Genomic DNA, 2,275 nt, shown 5'->3' with positions numbered 1-2,275 from the left:
CGGTGAGCGCCTCTGTGGGAGCCGTTCGCGGGCCGTATTTGCATTCACACTGATGTCAAGGTTGCAGTATCGGATGCGCGCCGCAGGAGCGGTGCAGTGAGACGTGACAGGCCGGCGAGCTGCGGCTTCGCGTGCCAGAGAGGGAAGTAGAAATGACCAAGGTTCAGGTTCAGGACCCGATATTGAGGGCGCCGGGACAAGACCGCCTCCCCATCGCAGCTCTCATCGCGCTCTTCACGGCAGGCTTCATCACCACGCTCACTGAGGCTCTGCCCGCGGGGGTGCTTCCCCAGATGAGCCATGCGCTCGGCGTTTCCGAGTCGGTGGCCGGACAGACGGTGACCATCTACGCCGTTGCCACGCTGCTCACAGCGATCCCTGTGTCCGTCGCCACCACGAACTGGCCCAGACGACACCTTCTCGTCGTTGCGCTCGTCGGATTCCTCGTCGCCAACCTCGTCACAGCGGTCTCCGTCAACTACACGCTCACGATGGCGGCGAGGTTCGTTGCCGGCGCAGCGTCCGGTGTGACGTGGAGCATCCTGGGTGGCTATGCGCAGCGCATCACCCCGGACGCCCTCAAGGGCAGGGCCATGGCCTTCGCATTCGCGGGCACGCCCGTCGCGCTCGCCCTGGGTGTTCCCGTCGGAGCCTTCCTCGGTCAGATTATGGGCTGGCAGGTGACCTTCGGTCTCATGTCGGTGCTCGCCGCGCTGCTCATCGCCTGGACCATGTGGAAGCTGCCGAACGTCCCCGGCCAGAAGGCCGCTGAGCGGCTGCCCCTTCGTCACCTCCTTCGTATCCGAGGTCTTCGCACCATCCTGATCGTCACCGGTGTGTACGTGCTCGCTCACACCATCCTCTACACGTACATCGCACCCGTGCTGGCGGGCGTGGGGCTCGAGGACCAGGTCCAGTGGATTCTGCTGGCCTTCGGTGTCGCCTCGATCCTGAGCATCTGGCTCACCGGTTTGTTCGTCGACCGGCATCACCGTCGCCTCGTCATCCTGAGCACTGTGTTCTTCGCCGTGGCGGCGGTCGCGCTGACGCTGTGGTCAAAGAACGTGGCCGTGGACTACGTCGCCGTGACGGCGTGGGGACTCGCGTTCGGCGGGGCAGCGACCCTGTTCCAGGGCGCGCTGATGTCAGCGTCGCGTGAACACGCCGACGCCGCCCAGCCGCTGATGGTCACGATGTGGAACGGCGGAATCGGCCTCGGCGGTCTGATCGGCGGCATCCTCCTCGCCGGCCTCGGATCGGCGTCACTCATGATCGCCGTCGCGGTCCTCGTCATCCTCACGGTCGTCGTCGTGATCCTCGCACGCACTCACGCATTCCCCGGGCCCAGCGCAAAGTCTTGAGGGCATCGACGTATCGATGTGAACACCAGAGAAAGCGGGACACCACCGCCCCGCCTCGTCCCTTCACCGGTGCTCCGGCTCGTGATCTCACGGGAGAGCACCGGTGCCGGCCCCACGGCTGCGAGAAAGAAGAGGCCATGACCACTGATCAGAACACTGACCCCACACCCACACCCACATCCACGTCCTCGGCAGGGATCGAACCGATCCGGGTCGATGTGTGGTCGGACATCGCCTGCCCCTGGTGCTACATCGGTAAGCGAAAGTTTGAAAAGGCTGTGACCGTAACCGGCATCCCGGTGGAGATCGAGTACCACGCATACGAACTCGCGCCCGATCTCCCTGAGGAGTTCGAGGGAAGCGAACAGGACTACCTGGAGATCCGCGGATTCACAGCCGACCAGGTCCAGCCGCTGCTCGCCAGGATCGTCGCCGCGGCAAAGGCTGTCGGACTGGACTTCGACTACGACATCCTCCGGCACACGAACATGCTCAAGGGACACCAGCTGATCCGGTGGGCCAAGGCAGAGGGACGCCAACTCGACATGGTCGAGCGGATTCTCGCCGCTCACTTCGAGGAAGGACGTCACGTCGGCCGGAACGAAGATCTCGCCGACCTCGCCACCGAAATCGGCCTCGACCGCGAGAAAGCACTCAGCGCACTCGAGGAAGACCGGTATGCCGACGATGTGCGGGCGGACGAAGCCAGAGCACGACAGCTCGGCATCTCAAGTGTTCCCTTCTACGTGTTCGAGAATGCCTATGGAGTCGCCGGAGCACAGGACCCAGCAACGTTCGCCGACATCCTGCGCCAGCTCGCCGAGAAGAAACAGGAGGTCACCCAATGACCGAGGAAGAACCAAACCCGATCGTCAAACCACCGGCCCCAGCAGCCGCCACCTGCATCGACGGAG

2 protein-coding genes are annotated in these 2,275 nt (G+C 64.2%); both read left to right on the top strand.

Going from position 1 to position 2,275, the window contains the following annotated elements; translation table 11 throughout:
* The first annotated feature begins 152 nt into the window (after positions 1-152).
* Positions 153-1,361 carry an MFS transporter gene (locus ACZ4O3_RS44030; RefSeq protein ID WP_467728027.1) on the top strand — a complete coding sequence of 403 codons (1,209 nt, stop codon included), beginning with the start codon at positions 153-155 and terminating at the stop codon, positions 1,359-1,361.
* A 137-nt stretch (positions 1,362-1,498) separates the two neighbouring features.
* Positions 1,499-2,209 carry a DsbA family oxidoreductase gene (locus ACZ4O3_RS44025; RefSeq protein ID WP_467728025.1) on the top strand — a complete coding sequence of 237 codons (711 nt, stop codon included), beginning with the start codon at positions 1,499-1,501 and terminating at the stop codon, positions 2,207-2,209.
* The last annotated feature ends 66 nt before the right edge of the window (positions 2,210-2,275 follow it).

The organism is Streptomyces sp. NPDC026515, from assembly GCF_055567595.1.
The sequence above is the reverse complement of the archived record's forward strand: the minus strand, read 5'-3'. Positions and strand labels throughout refer to the sequence as shown.

Bases quoted from the DNA above. Each gene is read 5' to 3' on its own strand.
- ACZ4O3_RS44030 (WP_467728027.1), top strand. From the start codon at position 153: ATGACCAAGGTTCAGGTTCAGGACCCGATATTGAGGGCGCCGGGACAA.
- ACZ4O3_RS44025 (WP_467728025.1), top strand. From the start codon at position 1,499: ATGACCACTGATCAGAACACTGACCCCACACCCACACCCACATCCACG.